Consider the following 18588-nt stretch of genomic DNA (forward strand, 5'->3'; position numbering starts at 1 on the left):
AACACGAGCAATCCACCCTTCGTTGGCGCCATTAGAAGATTAGGCCAGCCCCCCCTCAACGATCCACCGACCGATACTCCGCGCAAGTTGTTGATCTTCATCGGGAAGCCTCAAGTCACTGCTGAAGATCGCATACTCAGTGCCAACATGTTGCACCTGTGCAGTATGCGCTAGATCGAACTCTAATGCGCGCATTCCGACATAAAGATCGTTTATAATCCATTCTTGAGTATCATACGTCAGGAGCCAACGCAAAGGAGATGACCGCAACAACGAAGCAAGTTGCGCGTGATCATTTGGCTTCAGCGAATCCAAATAGAGATCATCGCCTTGCGCCAGATATGGCGGATCGATATAGACAAAAAATCTTTCATGTGATAACTCAATAGAGCGGAGAAACTCGCGCGCATCTAGTTGCGTGACAGAGACCCGCTCTCGGTACTGGCCAAGAAATCTCACTCTATAGGCGAGCGATTCCCGGTTGAAACGCGCGTCAATTTTCCATTTTCCAGACTGATCAAGACCTCCAATTGGACGCGCATCTAGAATACCCGACCTATTACATCGATTCAAAAAGAAAGTCGAGAACCCCAGTTCTATATCTTCATAGCGACAGGGGTTTGCATACACCTCAGCATGCCTACGCCACGCCTCAATGTTGACCTCTTCACTTTCAATACGGTCCGCAAACTCCTCAGTCTTCCAAAAAACACAACGCCAAAAAGCGGCGATTCCGGGGTTTAGATCGTTAAGATGCACTCTGCTAACTTCTTCGTCAACCAACAGGCGGAGTGCTGCACCGGCTCCGCCTGCGAATGGTTCCGCATAGTCAGACGGTCGAGGATTTTGGACAGAAATTAGCTTAGCGATGTACGATGCCAACCGGGCTTTACCGCCAGGATACCTCAAAGGACTTAGATATCTCACGACTTACGATGCTCTCCCAAGTAGACGTCCAACTTGGCCAACATTGGCCGAAAAGCCGCACTTAACTTGCGAATATCAGTCGTAAGAGGATGCGTCGACCAATGATGAACGAAGCCGTGCAGGGTTTTAATTCCAAGCAATTGATCCCCCTCCGAATGGCGACGTGCATCTGTCAACTCCATGTCACTACGCGCCGGATCGAGCTTATTAAGAACAGCCCGGATACGTTCCTTGAGCTCCTGCTGACTCTTCGTCCAGCCCAGCTGGTCAGCCACGTCCGTCACTGCGATGTCAATCACGACTCGAAGCATGATAGCCGCTAGGTTCGGCGAGCTATCGATCTCTACCCGCTGAGCCTCATGCAGCACATCGGCCGTCCGAAGGTGCACATTGCGGAGACGTAGCCCCTGAAAAATGTACTTTTCCTGAGGTTTCCGCTGCCTAGTTGGCGTAGCTGGTGTCTTGGTGCTGCCAATCGGGGGTGTCTTGTCGCTGCCAATCGAGCCACTCGTAGAACTCGGACTTACTGACTCAGGATTTGCCAGGCGTGTTGATCGGGATGGCAGATCCGCTTCGATCTTGCCAATATACTGGCGACGCTGAGCTTTGCTCTTCACCTGTGAAACAGACAGCTCACTGGCAAGATCAGCAAATAGACGAGAGACGGCTGACATAGTCGCGTCGTGCGGGTAGTGAAAGAGAAGAGAATCTTCTGAAAAATCGATACCTAACGCGGCTCGGACCTCTGGGTCAGAAACAAGGCGACCTAGCGTAGTCAAACGCTCTCTTCGAACTTTCGCCACATCGACCAGCAAATCTGCTTCGTCGGCGAATTTCGCACTTACTGCATTGCAGAAAATTATTGCCCGGTCCCGCTGAGAACTTTTACTGCGTCGAATCTGCCGCCGCTGCTCAAAATTATACTTTTGTTCCGTGTTCCATGAGACAATACCGACTCCGCCATTCTCACCAGTATGCCGCAAAGCAATCCAGTGATCCGCATCGGATCGTGATTCTGCGACCACGCAGGATATACTCGTTGGCCCCTTTCCCTGCTGCGCCGCATCTCCAAATTGTCGACGCAACCCTGCGTCAGTAGCCAGGTCCGGATTATTGAGAAGCTTAAGAGCGGCGACTCGCCGATTACCCTCGATTACTACAATACGTTCGTCTATTTCAGTAACTACAGGTAATTCGGTGGGGTTGACACCTTTCCGGGCGATGTCTTGCGCGAGAGCAACAAGCTTTGCGGGCGCCTCGGAAAGGATCGCGTTTATTGCTTCACGCTGACTGCTTACCTTCTGCTCGAATCGCGGATTCTCCTCGTCCAATAAAAGGCTTGCAACTGGGAAATCCTGCGTATTCATGCGGGCCATCATCACACCTAAGTCGATCAATTTGAATAATTTTCGCTTTGATTCGCCTACTCGGCTTATTCGAGCTCTAGGCGCCCTTCATGCTCAACTGCAGCAGCCAAGCTGCCGAATCCGCCTCTATGGGATCAAGGCGCGCCGCCAGCGGCGACGCGCTCGCGGCCGTCCTGGCGCGCTTGGGGCCGCATCCGCTCCGGCTCGGTGGGCTCCCGCTCCGCTCCGCCCACCGGCCGGGCGGAGCGGCCCGCGCAATGTATTGAAATCGCCACGCATTGGCGGCGCACATGTCCACGTGGAGCACGGGCAGCCCTCCCCCAGATCAGCACGTCCTACCCGCTCGGTCGCTCAGCGCAACTACGTCGTTACGGACATCCTCCACCCCGACACCGGATCGTGACAACGGCCGGTGGCACCGCATCAAGGGCGCTACCGCGTCGCTGACGCGATCTTCGACCCTTGACACGGCACCACCGGCCGCGTTCTGGGCTGTGTACCGGGATGAAGGAGGGCGAGTGGGCAGGCTCGCGCCAGGCCGTCTCCAGGCCGTATGAGCCCCGGAACGACCCAGAACCCGCGAGAAACGATGACAAGCATTCCCGCAGGTCAAACCCGCTTTTTACGCTCGAACGGCAGGTCAGCCAGACTCCGGGATCAATTCATCGCGATCTGGCTGGCCATGTACGCCTAGCAGGGGTTTCACAGGTCGAGACCGGCACCAAAGCCCTACCGGCGGCTGACGCCGACCGACCTTCCCGACGCGGTTGCCCGTCGGGAAGGTCGGACCAGCCCACAAGCGGCGGAGCCACGGCCGCCGGCTTCGCCGTCAGTCCAGTACGGCGTAGGCCTCGACCTCGACGAGCACGTCGGGTTCGAACAGGTAGTCGACACCGATGACGGACAGAGGTGGCAGCGGACGCGGGATTCCCAACTCGTCCGTGACCTCGTCGATGCCCGCGAGGAAGGCGTCCATCTGCTCGGGTTTCCAACGGGCGACGAAGAATCGCAGGCGCACCACGTCGGCGAAGGTCGCGCCCGCGCCGGCGAGGCCACGTGCCGTGTTGCGCAGCGCGTGCGCGAGCTGACCGGTCAGATCCCCCGGCGCGATGCGATTCGCGTCGGCGTCCCGCGCGATCTGCCCGGCCACGTGCACGTGCTTCGAACCGGTTCCGATCGCGACGTGGTGGTACGGGACGGGCTGGAACATTCCCTCGGGAGTCACCAGCTGCACTGTCATGTCGTTCCCTTCGTGATGGCACCTCTAGCAGGTATACGAGGGATACCTGGTGTCTGAAGGGAACTTCAACGAGACTAGGTTTCATGCAGGAAACCACCCCCACCACCCCGGAACACCCGCAGATCACCGCCGAGCATCGCGAACTGCTGGATCAGCTGCTCGACAAGTGGTCGCTGATGGTGCTCGACAAGCTGTGTGAGAGCCCACGGCGCTTCAACGAACTGCGCCGCACCATCCCCGTGATCACACAGAAGTCGCTCACGGCGACGCTTCGGCGCCTGGAACGCAACGGGATGGTCGCGCGAGTCGTCACCGCCACGCGCCCCGTAGCCGTCGAGTACCGCATCACGCCGCTGGGAACGACACTCCAGGACCTCATCGACGCACTCCTGCGGTGGACCTCCGCGAGCCTTCCCGAGGTGCGGCGGGCGCGCGCCCGGTTCGACGACGAAGCATGAGGTGCCCAGCTGAGACGGCAACGGCGCGACGCTGCCGCTTCAGCGCTCGACATCGTTGGTGGGCTCGTCGGTCACGACGGACCGCGGTGGATCCGTCCTGGCCCACTCATCGGCACGCCTCTCGGACCGGCTACAGGCCTTGCCAGGTCGCCGCGAAGGCCCTCGCCAGGTTGGCCGGAGTCCCCGAGAGGCGGTGCAGGTTCTGCTGCGCGTCGGCGAACACCAGGATCCTGCCCTCGTCGCGGATGTCGATCACTGAGAGTGGTTGGCTGCGCCGGTACCGGCCGTCCGACGTACCACCGGCGTAGACCTGGTGCACCGCTTCGCGCGGAGCCTTCAACTGCCTTTCGAGTTCCATTTCCGGGCTCAGGCTCGCGGCGAACATGTCATGGTTCTCGGTTCGCGTGTCGAAGGCCTGCCGCGTCGTGTGGAGATCCGGCACCGGCGCGGGCGGGAACTCGGGCAGCTCGCCGACGAACTCCTCGAGAAGGCGTCGCTCGTCGACCGGCACGATCGCCACCGCTTCGCCCTGTACCTGCATCGCCACCGCGTCACCCCCGGCCAAGGCCACGAGAAACTGCCGGTCGCGGCCGGGGTCGTCGACGTAGGCGCTCCAGCAGTACAGTTCGCGACCCGGTGAGGCCAGGATCCGCAGTACGACCCGGAACTCACGGGTGAGCATGTCCCCGTCGGCCAACCCGAGACCGGCCAGCTCGTGGAAGCATCGGCGCGTGAACTCGCCCCGCTCGCCCTGCGGGACGTACAGGTCGGCCGCACCCAGCAGCGGGTGCGGATCGCCGAGGCCCTCCAGTTCCCACAGGTGCAGCAACACCACCCGCGGGAGTGCGATCGGGCGGGAAAGTGTGGCCACCACGGCTACCCGCCGATGGTCGGGGGTGCGACGAGGTTGCCCGTGACCGGGTCACGGAGCACTTCCCCGTTCTCGGTGAGCGCGAACGCCTCGTCGGTGGCCTGGACGTACTGGCGCTGGTGTTCCTCGTCGCCACCGCCCTGCCCACCACGGCCGGCAGCTCCGCCCATGGCCCCCATGGGCATCGCACCGCGACCACCGGCCGCGCCCGCCGCACCACCGGCAGCCGCAGGCCCGCCTCCGGCCGGACCGAACGGGGCAGTACCCGTGGCCCTACCCGAGCCGGGCGCGCCCGTACCACCGGCACCGCCAACCGCGCCGCCAGCGCCGCCGACCGCACCACCGACGGCTGCGCCCCCGCGGGGCATCCCGTTGGCGCCCGCGCCCACGCCGGGAACGGGGAAGCGACCACCTCCTCCTGCTGGCGGACCCCCGGCAGGACCGAAGCCTCCAGGCCTGCCGATCGGGCCGAAGCCCGGCGGGTGATAGGAGCTGTTCCCGCCGCCCTGGCCGAAACCGGTGTTCGGGGGGTTGAAGCCCGGGGTGGTGTAGTTGGGAGCGGCGGCTGCGGGGCGGCTGACGTCCGAAGGCGCGAATCCCGAGGCGGACGTTCTGGAGTCGGGTTGCGGCGAGCTCGGCAGGTGCGGCGTCGGGTATCCTTGCGTCGACGTCGGGCCGCCGGTCGTCACCGGCTGGCTGGACGACGGGGCGCCGGAGCGCGACGATGAGGTGGGTTCGTCGAACGTCCTGATGCCTGTTCCGGCGTCCTTCACCGTGCCGGACTTGTCGCGTTCGATGGCACCGAGGTCGCCGTCGAACGTGCCCAGGGAACCGAAGTCCTTCACCACGCCCTGCTGCGCCGACTGCATGGCCTGTTCGTAGCCCTGGTAGATCTGGCGGGCACGCTCCACATCGGCCTTGTGCTGGTTGATCTGGTCCTCGGTGTCGGTGTCCCACGGGGTCAGAACGTCGACGACGCCTCGCTCCGGCGGATTCGCGGACACCGGAGGCAGCTGCTGCTTGATGCTGTCGAAGGTGTGGGCGCCGTCGGTGTACACGCGGGCGTTGGAGGCGTACACCTCCGCGGACGTCTGGGTCGCCTGGGCCCCCATGCGGATCTTGTTCGCGGCGGCGTCGGCACCGGCTCCCGTCCAGGAGCTCTCCAGCACCTGCAACATCTTCCTGCTGCGCTCACTCGCCTCGTGGTGAGCAGTGACGATGGCGTCGGCCTTGGTGGCCGCATCGTGCCATTTCGACGCGTCCCCCTCGTGCACGCGACGAACCAGCTCGTGAACCGGAAGGACCCCCATGTCGGCCAGAATCTTCGGAACGACTTCCTCCGCGAAGTTCGTTCCGATCCCGTCGAACAACCCCACCGTTATCTCCCCGCTTTGGCCTTCAGATTCCCCACGACCATCTCGGCGACCCTCTCCGCCGGGACGCAGGAGTCAACCCCCTCGGCTTCCTTCTCGGCGCTGAGAGTCACAGTTGTCGTGATCGAGTACTCGTTAGCCAGTCCCACAGCCACGGTGCAGTAACTATCGTCTTCGCTGGTCTTGTAAGCCACCGCAGGAAAGCCCGCTACCGGCCCCGATTCCCGGAAAACCTTTACTTGGGGCTTCGTGTTCGCATACTGCGCGCTAAGCCCTTCTCGCGACACGACGCTAAAACCGATCCGAAGCCCGCCGAGGGTATCCAGGTTTCCCCAGTCACAGCCCGGCCCCACCTCGTCGAGATCCCTGCGCTCACCTTCCGACGCAGCCGGACCCAATGCGCCCTGCACCTGTTGCCGAGTGAGGACGTCACACGGATGAACAGACAGCACCGACTCCGGCAACGGGTCCGTCACCGCTGGAGCACCGCTGTGCGGCAAACCGGGTTCGCTCGAAGAACTCGCCGACGTCTGCTCGGCGGGCCCCGGCACCGACGACTCCGACCCCGGAGCCGCCTCACCAGCCGACTCCTCCGAACATCCCGCGACCGCTAGCACGGCAAGACCGACACTCAGCACTGCAACCACGCGCTTCATCAGATGAAACCTCCACCAGAATCGGCCTCTCCACCGGAGGTGGTGATATCCCGTCTTGCCTGCTCGTCGGACTCTTGGTACAGGCCAAGCGCCTTGCCCAAAGCCCACGCGAGCCCTCTATAAAACTCGGCCTCGGCCCTGACATACTGGGCCCCGGCATCGAATGCTTGGCTCCCGACATCGTTGAAGCCCACACTGGCCGGGTCCTCAGCGGGCGGTCGAGTCTCGCGAAGGTTCTCCGCCTCACGCGCCTGCTCAGCCAAATCATCGGCCAATGCGGCGGCTTCCCGGTACAGGCCTTCGGCGGTGTCGGTGTCGAGTTCGAAGCCTCCACCCGCGCCGGGAGTCGAGGCCTTGCCGTCGACGATGAAGTTCGTGTTGCGCCACAGGCTCGCCATACCCGTACCGACCGCGCCCCCACCCGGCGCCGTCGACAGCCCTAACCGCGCGGCGTCGCCGACAGCGAAGTCGCCAGTTCCCCTGCTGGCTTCCACTACTCGCCCCCTTGCACTCTGCAACAGCCGACGAGCATCGTAGCGTGACCATCCCCTCACAGGGTGGGAACAGACGAAACCAGCCATCCACCTCACACCGGACACTTCTGGTCGACATCGTGTCCGCAGTCGTGCATAACCTGCGGACACGATGTCGGGGGCTTCAGCGTCCGGCTGGGACTCGTTCCTTCGGCGGGGCGGCCAGGAACTGTTTCTCGCTCGTCTTCTCCTTGTTCAGGGCCTTGTACAGGCCCCACATGACGAGCACCATCACCACCGAGAACGGCAGCCCCATGATGATCGTGGCGTTCTGCAGGGTCGCCACGCCGCCGACGATGAGCATGGCCAGCGTCAGCAGGCCGATGACGATCGACCAGAACACCCGCAACCACGGCACCGCGTCGGTGGTGGGCGTGGGCAGCTTCGACGTGAGGTTGCCCAGCACGAGCGCCCCGGAGTCGGCCGAGGTGACGTAGAACAGCAGGCCCACGACCGTCGCCAGGCCCGCGCTGAACGTGACTCCCGGGTACTGCGCCAGCAGCGTGTAGAAGCCCTGCTCGGGTGTGTTCGCCGCGACCTGACCGAACTCCGCGTTGCCGTCCCGCACCAGCTTCAGCGCGCTGTTGCCGAACACCGACAGAAACGCCGCCGTGAACAGGAACGGGATGATCAGCGTGGCCGCCACGAACTGACGGATCGTGCGGCCTCGCGAGATGCGCGCCAGGAACAGGCCGACGAACGGCGCCCACGCGATCCACCAGGCCCAGAAGAACAGCGTCCACGAGTTGAGCCACTCGGTGGGCCGGTCGTAGGCGAAGGTGTTCAGCGTCATGTCGGAGAAGCCGCTGAGGTAGTCGCCGATGTTGAGCACGAGCCCGTTCAGCAGGTACACCGGGTCACCGGCGAAGAGGATGAACACCATCAGTCCGAGCGCGAGGACGACGTTGAGCTCCGAGAGCCGCTTGATGCCCTTGTCCACGCCCGCGACGGCCGACACGGTCGCCATCAGAACCGCCAGCGCGATGAGCCCGATCTGCGCGGCCGTGCCCTGCGGGATGCCGAACAGGAAGTGCAACCCGAAGTTGAGCTGCACGACGCCGATACCCAGCGACGTGGCGATGCCGAACACCGTGCCCAGCGCCGCGGCTATGTCCACGGCGTGGCCCGCGCGACCGTGCACGCGCTTGCCGATCAGCGGGTACAGCGCCGAGCGGATGGCCAGCGGCAGCCCGCGGCGGAACGCGAAGTATCCGAGCGCCATGCCCATCAGCGCGTACATCGCCCACCCGGTGATGCCGTAGTGGAACAGCGCCCACACCACGGCGTCCTGCGCGGCCTCGAGGGTTTCCGGGGCTCCCTCGGGAGGGGCAAGGTACTGGGTCACCGGTTCGGAGACCGAGAAGAACATCAGGTCGATGCCGATGCCCGCCGCGAACAGCATGCAGCCCCACGAGAAGAACCCGTAGTCCGGTTTGGATTTCGCGGGGCCGAGCGTGACCCGGCCGTACTTCGACACGGCCAAAAACACCACGAAGGCGAGAATCATCGTGGCGAGGAGGATGTAGTACCAGCCGAGTCCCTCGGAGACCCAGCCGACGAGGACGCCGATGGTGTCCGCCGCGTTGTCCGGGGCGATGATGCCCCAGAGGGCGATCAGGAGGATGACCGCCGCCGATCCGAGGAAAACCACGCGGTTGACGGTGCTGCCTTCCTCCGCGATCTGTTTATCGTCGCTGTCGGACACGGTACTCACCTTTCGCCGTGGGAACGGTCATGTCGGTAGTAGGGCGTGTCCGCGGGTGGAAGCGGGGTGTTACCCCGGATGAGGTCGGCGGCCTTCTCGGCGAGCATCATCACCGGCGCGTAGATGTTTCCGTTGGTGAGGTACGGCATGGCCGAGGCGTCGACGACGCGGAGGTTCTCCGTGCCGTGAACTCGCATGCTCGTCGGGTCGACGACGGACATCTCGTCGATGCCCATGCGTGCCGAGCAGGAGGGGTGGTAGGCGGTCTCGGCGTCCCGGGCGACCCAGTCGAGAATCTCCTCATCGGTCTGCACCGTGGGTCCCGGTGAGATCTCGCCGCCGTTGAACTCGTCGAGCGCGGGCTGCTTCAGGATCTCGCGGGCGACACCGACCGCCTCGATCCACTCCTTGCGGTCGTTCTCCGTGGACAGGTAGTTGAACCGCAGCGCCGGCTTCGCCTTGGGGTCGACCGACTTGATCTTCACGCTGCCCCGGACGTCCGAGTACATCGGTCCGATGTGGACCTGGTAGCCGTGTGGGGTGTCGATCTGCGTTCCGTCGTAGCGGACCGCGATCGGCAGGAAGTGGAACATCAGGTTCGGGTAGTCGACGACGTCGTTGCCCCGTACGAACCCGCCTGCCTCGAAGTGGTTGGTCGCCGCGGGGCCGGTCCGGCCGAGCAGCCACTGCAGCCCGATCTTGGGGCGGTTGTGCAGCTTGAGCGCCGGGTTGAACGTCACCGGCTGCTTGGACGCGTGCTGCACGTAGACCTCGAGGTGGTCCTGGAGGTTCTCACCGACACCCGGCAGGTCCTGGACGGTCGGGATCCCGAGCGGCCTCAGGTGCCGCGGGTCTCCCACACCGGAGAGTTGGAGCAGCTGCGGCGTGTTGATGGCACCACCGGAGAGGATGATCTCGCCGCCGTAGATGTTCTCGGGCTTGCGGCCGAGCCGACTGACCGACACGCCGATCGCCCGCTTGCCGTTGAACAACACCTGGTTGACGTGGGAGAGCGTCTGCACGGTGAGGTTGCGGCGGTGCTTCACCGGATGCAGGTACGCCCGCGCGGCCGACCAGCGGCGGCCGTTGCGAATGTTGCGGTCGAACGCCGCGAAACCCTCCTGACGGTAGCCGTTGACGTCGGAGGTCAGCGGGTAGCCCGCCTGCTGCGCCGCCTCCAGGAACGCGCCGAACAGCGGGTTCTTCGCGGGACCGCGTTCCAGCCAGAGCGGGCCGTCGTCACCGCGCCACTCGTCTCCCCCGGCACGGCAGTTCTCCATGCGCTTGAAGTACGGCAGGCAGTGGGCGTAGTCCCAGGTCTCCATGCCCGGGTCGGAAGCCCACCGCTCGAGGTCCATCGGGTTGCCGCGCTGGAAGATCATGCCGTTGATGGAGCTCGACCCGCCGAGCACCTTGCCGCGGCCGTGGTACACGCGGCGGCCGTTCATGTACGGCTCGGGCTCGGACTCGTACCGCCAGTCGTACAGCGGGTTGCCGATGACCATGGTCAGCGCCGCGGGCATGTGGATGAGGATGTCCCAGATCCAGTCCGAGCGCCCGGCCTCCAGCACGAGGACGCTGGTGGACGGGTCCTCGCTCAACCGGTTGGCGAGCACGCACCCGGCCGACCCCCCGCCCACGATGATGTAGTCGTACCTTCTTGCCACTTCTTCATCCCTCCTTGGGATCGCCGGAGAACCAGCGCATCGGTTTCGGGTTGATGTTGTGGTAGATGTGCTTGGCCTCGCGGTACTCGTCGAGTCCGGTCGGTCCGAGTTCACGTCCGATACCGGACTTGCCGAATCCGCCCCACTCGGCCTGGGGCAGGTACGGGTGGTAGTCGTTGATCCAGACCGTGCCGTGCCGCAGCGCTCCCGCGACGCGCTGCGCGACGGAGGCGTCGTTCGTCCACACGGCACCGGCGAGGCCGTATTCGGTGTCGTTGGCGACACGGATCGCCTCGGCCTCGTCACGGAAGCGCTCCACGGTGACGACGGGCCCGAACACCTCCTCCCGCACGGCGGTCATGTCCCGCGTGCAGTCGGCGAAAACGGTGGGCCGCAGGAAGAACCCGTTCGCGAGTTCCGGTTCGGACGGACGTCCACCTCCGGCGACCAGCCGGGCACCCTCGGCGATCGTGCGCTCGATGTAGCGCTCCACCTTGGCGCGGTGCTCGGCCGAGACGAGCGGGCCGCACTCGGTGCCCTCGTCGAGGCCGTTGCCGAGCCGGATGGCGTCGGCTCGGCGACCGAGTTCGGCGACGAACTCGTCGTGGATCTCGTCCTGCACGATCAGCCGGGCTCCCGCGGAACACACCTGACCGGAGTGGACGAACGCGGCGGCGAGCGCGTAGTCGACGGCGGTGTCGAAGTCCGCGTCCGCGAAGACGACGTTCGGGTTCTTCCCGCCGAGTTCGAGCGCGACGCGCTTCACGCCCTCGGCCGCCATCGCCATGATCTTCTTGCCGGTGGCGAGGCCACCGGTGAACGACACCAGGTCGACGGAGGAGTGGCGCACCATCGCCGAGCCCACGCTTCCGCCGTCGCCGAGCACGAGATTCACCACGCCACGCGGAACGCCCGCCTCCTCCAGCAGCCCGACGAGGGCGATGGTGGTGAGCGGCGTGAGTTCGCTGGGTTTGAGCACCATGGTGTTGCCCGCCGCCAGTGCGGGCGCGATCTTCCACGCGATCTGCAGCAGCGGGTAGTTCCAGGGCGCGATGAGCGCGCACACGCCCACCGGCTCGTAGACGACGCGGCTGACCACGCCGGGGTCGCCGGTGTCGACAACGCGACCCGCGTCGGCGTCGGCGAGATTCGCGTAGTAGCGGAAGACGTTCGTGACGTCGTCGACGTCGATCCGGCCTTCGGCCAGGGTCTTGCCCGTGTCGATGCTCTCCTGCCGGGCGATGTGTTCGCGGTCGCGCTGCAACAGCTCCGCCACCCTCCGCAGGAGGTCACCGCGCTCGCGGGCGGGAGTCGTGGGCCACGAACCCTCGTCGAAGGCACGCCGGGCTGCGGACACGGCGGCGTCCACATCGTCCGGACCGGCTTCGGACACGGTCGTCACGGTGCTGCCGTCGTAGGGGTTGAGTACGGCTCGGCCGCCGTTCGACGTCGTCGCCTCGGTCCAGGCTCCGTCGATGTAGAGGTCTCTCATGAGGCGGGTTTCCCACTCCTCCGTTCCGGTGTGGTTCACACCACACAATTTGTGTACGCTGGTACATGTTATATGTACATGCGTACACAGTGAAGAGATAGGGCTGTCACACCCGTCCGACGTGGTGTGATGTCATTGCGGGGACCGGCTTGGAGGGGAGCCACGCGCATGACAGCGCAGGAACCGGTGACACGCAGACGCACCCGTGGTCCGAACGATCCGGACCGCCGCAACCGCATCGCCCGCGCGGCCATCACGGTCATCGCCGAACGCGGCATCAACGCGCTCACCCACCGTGCCGTCGCGACGGAGGCGGGCGTGCCGCTCGGCTCCACCACCTACCACTTCGCCACGCTCGACGAGCTGATCGCCAGCGCCCTCGACGAGGCGGCGCGGCGCAACGTGGCCGCGCTCCGGGAGTGGGACGCGGCGCTGCCCGACGACGTGGACCTGGCGGCGGCGCTGGCGGAACTGGTGCTCGACTCCGTGACCAGGGAGCGCGCCAACACGATCGCCGAATACAACCTCTACGCGCTCGCACTCCAACGCCCCCGCCTGCGCGGGGCCGCCGTCGCGTGGGACGACGCACTGGCCGAGCTGTTCGTCGCCCGCACCGATCCGCTGACCGGACGGCTGGTGGCCACGCTCACCTGCGGGCTCATGATGCAGGCGGTGCTCGGCGAGGCCCCGCCTCGGCGCGAGGACGTCGAGGCTCTGTACCGGCGCGCGCTGGGCTGAGCAGGGCTACAGCGCAGTCGCGCCGTCGAGGCGTTCGCGCAGGATGTCGGCGTGTCCGGCGTGGCGAGCCGTCTCCTCGATCAGATGGGTGACGATGACCCGCAGTGGTACGCGCACCTGCTCTCCCGGGTTGGCCCGCGCCGCGAGCACGCCGAGATCGGGTGCGGCGCGCACGATGTCGTCGCTGCGCGCGCACGCCTTCCGGTAGGCGGCCACGATCTCGTCGTGTGACTGTCCGGCGGGCACGACCATCGAGTCGGTCGTGCCCGGCTCCTCACCGAGGAACACGCACTGGAACCAGTGCTGCTCCACCCAGGTCAGATGGCGGACGAGTCCCAGCAGGTTGGTGCCGGACTCCACGCCCGGCTCACGCTGACGTTCCTCGCACAGTCCCTCGGACACCCGCACCACCGCGTCGCGCATGGCGTTCAGGTAGTGCAGCAACACCTCGCGTTCCGAGGCCATCCAGGCGAAGCGCTCGTCGGACATGTGCGCACGCTAGTGCCGCGATCCGGTGATTGCGAGCGCTTTTCGTCGCCTCACGCTCGTCCGAGGTGGTGGGATCGTGCCCGACTTCGGGACTGTGCGAGTTCTCAGCGGTTGACGGCCATCTCACCGAGTTCGGACCAACCGTCCTGATCGACGGTGGTGTTCACGATGCGCGGGGTCTCGACGAGGTACTGCGGCAGCTTCTGTTGCGCGGCCTTGAAGTGGTCCGACTGGACGTGGGCCGCGCCCGCCTCGCCGTCGCGGAACGCCTCCACCAGCACGTACTCGTTCTCGTCGTCGAGGCTGCGTGACCAGTCGAACCACAGGCAGCCCGGCTCCGCGCGGGTGGCCTCGGTGAACTCACGTGAGATCTCCGGCCACGCCTCGGCGTGCTCGGGCAGGACGCGGAACTTGGCGGTAATGAAGATCATGACGCTCCTCCGTTCGCTTGGTATCGCTCAACCGCGATGGTAAGAGCTCCTTGACAAAGAGCTCGGTTCAGGTGAGCTCGCCCTCCAACAGACTCATGAGGAGCAGGTCGTGCCACCGGCCGACCCCACGGAAGGCGTCCCGGTGCCGGCCGTCCTCGCGAAATCCGACCTTCTTGTAGAGCCGCACCGCGGCTTCGTTCTCCGGGACCACCCACAGCGCGATCGAGTGCAACCGCATGACCTCGAAGCCGTATCGGCACAACGTACGCATGGCGTCGGTGCCGTAGCCGCGCCCCCAGTAATCCTTCTCCCCGAGGTAGAAGGACACCTCCGCCCTCGCCGTCTCCGGGGTCGCGCCCTCCAGGCAGGCAGCGCCGATGAGCTTGCCCTCGGCAAGGGTCTCCACACCCAGCACCACGTTCGAATGCGAGTTCGGCTTCCGCTCGGCGAACCGGGCGCGAGTCTGCGCGAACGACTCGTGGTAGTCGGCCACCAGCCACCGCCCCACGTCGGGATCCTTGTGCCAGCGCCAGAAATCGTCCGCGTCATCGGGTTCGAGAGGTCGCAGTACGACGAGTTCACCGGTGGGCAGCATGGCCACAGTGTCCACCCACCGTGATGTTCCACTGCTTTCCCGGTCACGCCGCGCCCCCGGGCAGGCTTGGCAGGCCACGCGAACTGAGCAGCCACGCCACGGTGGCCCCCAATCCCAGGACTCCGCAGAGCACGAACGGCGCGTCGAGCCCCCACCGCGTGGCGAGCGCACCGCCCGCCAACGCCCCGAGTGCGGCACCTCCGTACACGACGGTGCGCCAGGTGGCCGTGATCCGGCCGAGCAAACTCCCGGGAACCAACCGTTGCCGCAGCGACACGGCCACGACGTTGAACAGCCCGAACGCCCCGCTGGTCGTCACCACGACCACGACCGCACCCGGCACGTTCGGCAGCACGATCAGCAACACCGGCGTCGCCGCGGCCAGCAGCATGGCCACCGCCAGCACCAGGCGATGCCTACGGCCCGCCACCACCTTGTCGGCGATGACGGCTCCGGCGATACCGCCCACAGCGCCGACGGCCAGCAACGCGCCGAACCCGACGGAGCCCAGCTGCAGCGTCTGCTCGGTGTAGAGCACGAACACGGCGAACCACGCGCTGTCCGCCACGGCGACACCGAGACCGGCGATCACCAACATGCGCAGCGCGTTCTGTTCGAGCAGCCACGACAGCGCCGCGCGGACACCGGCACCCACCTTCGGCTCCGCGCCGTCCGACGGCTCGGCCCGCAGGTTCAGCACCGCGGCGGGAATGCTCAGCACCGCCATGACCGCCAACGCCGTCGCCGCGCTGTTCGCCACGAACGGCACGGCCGCCCCGACACCGAACAGCAGACCCCCGAGCAACGGGCCGACGAACTCGTTACCCGCGACCTCACCGGCCACCAACCGGCCGTTCGCGCGTTCGAGCAACGCGGCGGGCACCAACCGCGGGACCACCGTCTGGGCGGCGGTGTCGCGCAGCGTCTCCGCCATCCCCAGCAGCAGCGCCGCCACCGCGACGAGCGCGACGCTCGCCGCACCCACGGCGACCAGGGTCGCGAGCCCGGCCAGCACCACGACGCGCAGCGCGTCGGCCGTGACGACCAGACCACGAGCGCCCCGGCGGTCGGCCAGAGAGCCCGCCGCGAGACCCGCGACCAGCCACGGCACCGTGCTCGCCGCCGTCACGAGCGACACCCATGCGGCGCTGTCGGTGAGACTCGCCGCTAGCAAAGGGAAGGCGGCCAGTCGGATACCGTCGCCGACGTTGACGAGCACGGCCGCGGTCCAGAACCGCCAGAAGTGCGTCCCCAGGTTCATGCGCGCAGAGTAGTCGCCCCGATCCGGCACCCGGGAGGCGTTTCGCCCGTGACGAACAAGCGCGGCACGAACGGCTCCGGTCGCCGAAGGCCGCACAAGCCCGGCCCGCCCAGCGCGTTCCCTCAGTGCGAACACGCGTACGTGAACTGCGGACACGGTGGTAGGGGTCGCTTCAGCGCAGGTCGCAGGTGGTCACCAGTTCCTGCGGGGTGGCGTCGGCCGGGCGGGGGATCGTGGCGGAGGCGGGCAGCGGTGTGCCGTCTGCCAGGTACGCCTCCAGCGCCTCGAAGGCCGTGCGGTGACACGGGGTCAGCGCCCGCAGCCTGTCGGGATGGGTGTCCACCAGCGAGTCGGTGTGCGTGCCGTCGGCGATGCGGTAGTAGCGGTGCAGGTGCCCGCGCCCCTGCTCACGCACCATGCGGGCGTAGACGTCGGAGTCCTCGCCGATGGGCAGCAGCACGTCGAGCGTGCCGTGCAGCGTCAGCAACGGTTTGCCGATCCGCCCGGTCAGCCCGATGCGTTCGACGGCCTCGTGCACCGACTCCGGCCGCTCGCGGTAGTCGTAGTCGGCGTCGCACGCGGGCGTGCCCGGTTCGCAGAACGGGGTCCCGGCCACGGTGTCACCGTCGAACGCCGGGTCGATCTCCTCGCGGTAGATTCGCTGTGTCAGGTCCCAGTAGATCTCGTAGTGGTACGGCCACAGGAACTCCGAGCCTGCGGGGAACCCGGCCGCCACCAACTCGGCGTGTGCCGCGTCGGCGTCGTCACCGCCGTCGGCGTAGCGGGGATAGGCCGACAGGGCTTCCGGCAGGTACTCCACCAGGTTCGGTCCCCGCGCAGACCACAGCGTGCCTTCCCAGTCCACGCCGCCGTCGTAGAGCTCGGGGTGGTTCTCCAGCTGCCAGCGCACCAGGTAGCCGCCGTTGGACAGTCCCGTCACCAGTGTCGTGGACGGTCGCCGGTGGTAGTGCCGGGTCACCGTGGCCTTCGCGGCGCGGGCCAGTTGGGTCACCCGGCGGTTCCACTCGGCGATCGCGTCGCCCGGACGCCTGCCGTCGGTGTGGAACTCCAGTCCGGTGTTGCCCTTGTCGGTGGCGGCGAAGGCATACCCCTTCGACAGCACCCAGTCGGAGATAGCCCGGTCGTTGGCGTACTGCTCCCGGTTGCCCGGCGTTCCCGAGACGACCAGACCACCGTTCCAGTTCTCGGGCAGCCGGATGACGAACTGCGAGTCATGGTTCCAGCCGTGGTTGGTGTTCGTGGTGGAGTCGTCGGGAAAGTACCCGTCGATCTGCGTTCCCGGCACCGCCCCGGGCACGGGGAGCGCTTCCTGGGTCAGGCCGGCCCAGTCCGCCGGGTCGGTGTGTCCCGTACGGGCGGTGCCCGTGGTGGTGAGGTCGTCGAGACACGACACCTCCTGGTACCGCACTCCGGGCACCCGCGGGTGGCGTTCGGCGCACTCCCCCGCCGGGGCGGGGACTGACTCCGCCACCGCCACCGAGCCTGCACCGGACACGGCGACGAGCACCGACGACAGCACCGCGGTGGCGACCTTGCGTTTGCGCATCACGTGACCTCCGGTTCTCCCTCCCGACACCGGGTCACCGTAGGAGTAGCGCTCACCACACGGAATGTGCTCGCCGACCACAGTCGGGCCGACCGATGTGGCCGTCGCCGACATGGTGTGCACCACGACCCACCCCTACCGTGGTTTGGATCACAACGACGTGAGGAGGGACCCGTGAGCACCTCTGTCCGAACGCGACTACGTTTCCGCGGTCTCCTGCTGTCCCTGCTGGCCGCCGTGTTCCTGGCCGCGCCCGTGGTCGCGCACGCCACGCCGCCACAGGCTGCGAGCATCACGGAGGTCACCGGCTTCGGCAGCAACCCCGGCAATCTCCGCATGTTCCGGTACGTGCCCGAGGGACTCGCCGAGGGCAGGCCCGTGGTGGTCGCCCTGCACGGCTGCACGCAGAACGCCACCGGCTACGGCACCGACTCGGGCTGGGTGGAACTCGCCGACGAATGGCGGTTCAGTGTGGTCCTCCCCGAACAGCGATCCACGAACAACTTCAACAACTGCTTCAACTGGTTCGCCTCGGCCGACACGACGCGCGGGCAGGGTGAGGTCGCGTCGGTGGTCAGCATGGTCGACCACACTCTGGCCGCGACCGGCGGCGACTCCTCCCGCGTGTACGTCACGGGGCTTTCGGCGGGCGGTGGCATGACGTCGGCCCTGCTCGCCACCTACCCGGACCGGTTCGCGGGCGGCGGCGTGGTGGCCGGACTGCCCTACCGATGCGCGGCGGCGTTGTACGAGGCCTACACCTGTATGTACGTGGGCAAGAACCTCAGCCCGTCCGCGTGGGGTGACCTCGTCCGCCGCGCGAGTTCGCACGACGGTCCCTGGCCGACGGTGAGCATCTGGCACGGCGACGCCGACAGCACGGTCCGGGTCGCCAACCAGCGTGAACTCGTGGAGCAGTGGACCGACGTGCACGGCACCGACGCCACTCCCGACCGCACGGGCACCGTGGGCGGCTACCCGCACGCGGTGTACGAGGACGGCAGTGGCCGGGCCGTCGTCGAGACCGTGACGCTCACCGGCATGGGACACGGACAGCCCGTCGACCCGGGTACCGGTGAGGGGCAGTGCGGGCGCGCGGCCGCGTACGTGCTCGACGTGAACGTCTGCGCGGCCTGGCACCTGGGACAGAGCTGGGGACTGTCGTGAACCCGGGCGTGTTTCGTAAGTACCGCGTACCGGCTGCTCGGAGCGGACCTA

General features: G+C 66.3%; 18 protein-coding genes. 3 read left to right on the forward strand and 15 right to left on the reverse strand.

The window, feature by feature from the left end:
• Positions 1–39 precede the first annotated feature (39 nt).
• From SACCYDRAFT_RS26090 to SACCYDRAFT_RS20540, 3 genes are all read right to left on the reverse strand, one after another.
• Entirely contained in the window at positions 40–927 is an 888-nt protein-coding gene (locus SACCYDRAFT_RS26090) for a DNA adenine methylase (protein ID WP_005459087.1), read from the reverse strand.
• Entirely contained in the window at positions 924–2294 is a 1371-nt protein-coding gene (locus SACCYDRAFT_RS26475) for a hypothetical protein (RefSeq protein ID WP_157606542.1), read from the reverse strand. Before SACCYDRAFT_RS26475 ends, SACCYDRAFT_RS26090 begins: the two co-directional genes overlap by 4 nt.
• A gap of 829 nt (positions 2295–3123) precedes the next feature.
• Positions 3124–3534 (reverse strand): RidA family protein, encoded by a 411-nt coding sequence (locus tag SACCYDRAFT_RS20540; protein ID WP_005459089.1) that lies wholly within the window; start codon positions 3532–3534, stop codon positions 3124–3126.
• 83 nt (positions 3535–3617) lie between these two features.
• Here SACCYDRAFT_RS20540 and SACCYDRAFT_RS20545 point away from each other — a divergent pair, with 83 nt between their 5' ends.
• Positions 3618–3992 carry a winged helix-turn-helix transcriptional regulator gene (locus SACCYDRAFT_RS20545; RefSeq protein WP_005459090.1) on the forward strand — a complete coding sequence of 125 codons (375 nt, stop codon included), beginning with the start codon at positions 3618–3620 and terminating at the stop codon, positions 3990–3992.
• 130 nt (positions 3993–4122) lie between these two features.
• On the opposite strand, the gene SACCYDRAFT_RS20550 is transcribed toward SACCYDRAFT_RS20545, so the two are convergent.
• The 7 genes from SACCYDRAFT_RS20550 to SACCYDRAFT_RS20580 form a co-directional block, all read right to left on the reverse strand.
• The gene (locus tag SACCYDRAFT_RS20550; protein ID WP_005459091.1) at positions 4123–4866 is read right to left on the reverse strand and encodes an ESX secretion-associated protein EspG; all 744 of its coding nucleotides are present in this window, start codon (positions 4864–4866) and stop codon (positions 4123–4125) included.
• A gap of 2 nt (positions 4867–4868) precedes the next feature.
• Positions 4869–6239 (reverse strand): hypothetical protein, encoded by a 1371-nt coding sequence (locus SACCYDRAFT_RS20555; RefSeq protein WP_005459092.1) that lies wholly within the window; start codon positions 6237–6239, stop codon positions 4869–4871.
• Between the two features lie 2 nt (positions 6240–6241).
• Positions 6242–6892, reverse strand: coding sequence for a DUF3558 domain-containing protein (locus tag SACCYDRAFT_RS20560; RefSeq protein WP_005459093.1), 651 nt, complete (start codon positions 6890–6892; stop codon positions 6242–6244).
• Positions 6892–7386 carry a hypothetical protein gene (locus tag SACCYDRAFT_RS20565; protein ID WP_005459094.1) on the reverse strand — a complete coding sequence of 165 codons (495 nt, stop codon included), beginning with the start codon at positions 7384–7386 and terminating at the stop codon, positions 6892–6894. The genes SACCYDRAFT_RS20560 and SACCYDRAFT_RS20565 overlap by 1 nt, the downstream gene beginning before the upstream one ends.
• Before the next feature lie 163 nt (positions 7387–7549).
• A complete protein-coding gene (betT, locus tag SACCYDRAFT_RS20570; RefSeq protein WP_005459095.1) occupies positions 7550–9130 on the reverse strand; it encodes a choline BCCT transporter BetT in 1581 nt (526 codons plus the stop codon).
• 5 nt (positions 9131–9135) lie between these two features.
• Complete coding sequence (gene betA, locus SACCYDRAFT_RS20575) at positions 9136–10797, reverse strand: choline dehydrogenase (RefSeq protein WP_005459103.1); 1662 nt, start codon at positions 10795–10797, stop codon at positions 9136–9138.
• A gap of 4 nt (positions 10798–10801) precedes the next feature.
• The gene (locus SACCYDRAFT_RS20580) at positions 10802–12289 is read right to left on the reverse strand and encodes an aldehyde dehydrogenase family protein (RefSeq protein ID WP_005459104.1); all 1488 of its coding nucleotides are present in this window, start codon (positions 12287–12289) and stop codon (positions 10802–10804) included.
• 168 nt (positions 12290–12457) lie between these two features.
• On the opposite strand from SACCYDRAFT_RS20580, the gene SACCYDRAFT_RS20585 reads away from it, so the two are divergent.
• Positions 12458–13027: a TetR/AcrR family transcriptional regulator gene (locus SACCYDRAFT_RS20585; RefSeq protein ID WP_005459105.1), complete on the forward strand. Its 570-nt coding sequence runs from the start codon at positions 12458–12460 to the stop codon at positions 13025–13027.
• 6 nt (positions 13028–13033) lie between these two features.
• Here the strand turns inward: SACCYDRAFT_RS20585 and SACCYDRAFT_RS20590 are convergent, their stop codons facing one another.
• The 5 genes from SACCYDRAFT_RS20590 to SACCYDRAFT_RS20610 all read right to left on the reverse strand — a co-directional run bounded on the left by SACCYDRAFT_RS20590 (position 13034) and on the right by SACCYDRAFT_RS20610 (position 17370).
• Entirely contained in the window at positions 13034–13516 is a 483-nt protein-coding gene (locus SACCYDRAFT_RS20590; protein WP_005459106.1) for a DinB family protein, read from the reverse strand.
• A gap of 104 nt (positions 13517–13620) precedes the next feature.
• Positions 13621–13947 (reverse strand): putative quinol monooxygenase, encoded by a 327-nt coding sequence (locus SACCYDRAFT_RS20595; RefSeq protein ID WP_005459107.1) that lies wholly within the window; start codon positions 13945–13947, stop codon positions 13621–13623.
• A gap of 67 nt (positions 13948–14014) precedes the next feature.
• Positions 14015–14542, reverse strand: a complete 528-nt coding sequence (locus SACCYDRAFT_RS20600; protein ID WP_005459108.1) for a GNAT family N-acetyltransferase — start codon at positions 14540–14542, stop codon at positions 14015–14017.
• Positions 14543–14585: 43 nt separating this feature from the next.
• The gene (locus SACCYDRAFT_RS20605) at positions 14586–15803 is read right to left on the reverse strand and encodes an MFS transporter (protein ID WP_005459109.1); all 1218 of its coding nucleotides are present in this window, start codon (positions 15801–15803) and stop codon (positions 14586–14588) included.
• 172 nt (positions 15804–15975) lie between these two features.
• Positions 15976–17370 (reverse strand): 3-hydroxybutyrate oligomer hydrolase family protein, encoded by a 1395-nt coding sequence (locus tag SACCYDRAFT_RS20610; RefSeq protein WP_005459110.1) that lies wholly within the window; start codon positions 17368–17370, stop codon positions 15976–15978.
• 174 nt (positions 17371–17544) lie between these two features.
• Here SACCYDRAFT_RS20610 and SACCYDRAFT_RS20615 point away from each other — a divergent pair, with 174 nt between their 5' ends.
• Positions 17545–18537, forward strand: coding sequence for an extracellular catalytic domain type 1 short-chain-length polyhydroxyalkanoate depolymerase (locus tag SACCYDRAFT_RS20615; protein ID WP_005459111.1), 993 nt, complete (start codon positions 17545–17547; stop codon positions 18535–18537).
• Positions 18538–18588: the final 51 nt, after the last annotated feature.

Source organism: Saccharomonospora cyanea NA-134, assembly GCF_000244975.1.
GTDB lineage: Bacteria > Actinomycetota > Actinomycetes > Mycobacteriales > Pseudonocardiaceae > Saccharomonospora > Saccharomonospora cyanea.

Excerpts from the sequence above, each read along its gene's own strand:
- SACCYDRAFT_RS20560 (WP_005459093.1), bottom strand. The coding sequence starts at position 6,892 with ATGAAGCGCGTGGTTGCAGTGCTGAGTGTCGGTCTTGCCGTGCTAGCG.
- SACCYDRAFT_RS20610 (WP_005459110.1), bottom strand. The coding sequence starts at position 17,370 with ATGCGCAAACGCAAGGTCGCCACCGCGGTGCTGTCGTCGGTGCTCGTC.
- SACCYDRAFT_RS20595 (WP_005459107.1), bottom strand. The coding sequence starts at position 13,947 with ATGATCTTCATTACCGCCAAGTTCCGCGTCCTGCCCGAGCACGCCGAG.
- SACCYDRAFT_RS20545 (WP_005459090.1), top strand. The coding sequence starts at position 3,618 with ATGCAGGAAACCACCCCCACCACCCCGGAACACCCGCAGATCACCGCC.
- SACCYDRAFT_RS20605 (WP_005459109.1), bottom strand. The coding sequence starts at position 15,803 with ATGAACCTGGGGACGCACTTCTGGCGGTTCTGGACCGCGGCCGTGCTC.
- SACCYDRAFT_RS20585 (WP_005459105.1), top strand. The coding sequence starts at position 12,458 with ATGACAGCGCAGGAACCGGTGACACGCAGACGCACCCGTGGTCCGAAC.
- SACCYDRAFT_RS20590 (WP_005459106.1), bottom strand. The coding sequence starts at position 13,516 with ATGTCCGACGAGCGCTTCGCCTGGATGGCCTCGGAACGCGAGGTGTTG.
- SACCYDRAFT_RS20540 (WP_005459089.1), bottom strand. The coding sequence starts at position 3,534 with ATGACAGTGCAGCTGGTGACTCCCGAGGGAATGTTCCAGCCCGTCCCG.
- SACCYDRAFT_RS20600 (WP_005459108.1), bottom strand. The coding sequence starts at position 14,542 with ATGCTGCCCACCGGTGAACTCGTCGTACTGCGACCTCTCGAACCCGAT.
- SACCYDRAFT_RS20580 (WP_005459104.1), bottom strand. The coding sequence starts at position 12,289 with ATGAGAGACCTCTACATCGACGGAGCCTGGACCGAGGCGACGACGTCG.
- SACCYDRAFT_RS26475 (WP_157606542.1), bottom strand. The coding sequence starts at position 2,294 with ATGAATACGCAGGATTTCCCAGTTGCAAGCCTTTTATTGGACGAGGAG.